The organism is Streptococcus sp. HMSC074B11 (assembly GCF_001808705.1).
Classification (GTDB): domain Bacteria; phylum Bacillota; class Bacilli; order Lactobacillales; family Streptococcaceae; genus Streptococcus.
In genome coordinates this window covers 1,444-2,020 of record NZ_KV794296.1, presented here as the reverse complement: position 1 = coordinate 2,020, position 577 = coordinate 1,444, and the positions used below count along the sequence as shown (strand labels likewise).

At 43.5% G+C, this 577-nt stretch carries 1 pseudogene; it reads left to right on the top strand.

Annotated features, from left to right (window positions below):
• A pseudogene (locus HMPREF2619_RS11705) lies at positions 1 to 577 on the top strand (cell surface protein); the annotation flags it as partial.

Below are 577 nucleotides of genomic sequence, written 5' to 3'. Positions count from 1 at the left end.
AGCAGCAGATGGAACAGTAACCTTTGTTCCAGAACCAAGCTTTACAGGTACTGCATCAGCCGTAACAGTTGTCCGTGAAGATATGAATGGTACTAAAGCCTCTGCGACCTACACTCCAACAGTAACCCCAACCACAATCAGCCCTACTAATAAGGTTTCTGAGGATGTGCAAAATGTCCCTCAAACTCAAACGCCTACATTTGAGTTAAGCAATGACAAGGCTACGAAGATTACTAGCAAGAAATTAGTAAATCCAGTAACTGGCCAGCCTACTGATGAAACCAGTGTGAAAGTAGCAGGTGAAGGAACATATACAATCGATCCAACGACTGGAGCGGTAACCTTTACTCCTGAAAAAGATTTTGTAGGCACTGCACAAGGAGTAACTGTTCAAGCAACTGCTACTATTACAAATGCCAACGGTAAGACTGCAACAATTACATCCGATGCAACCTACACACCAACAGTTGTAGCGGCTGTTCCAACAGCAAACCCTGCAACTTCTAAAGATATTCAAGGTGCAACACAAACAGGGACACCAACCTTTGCAGGAACAACTGTTCAAGTGAATGGTAAA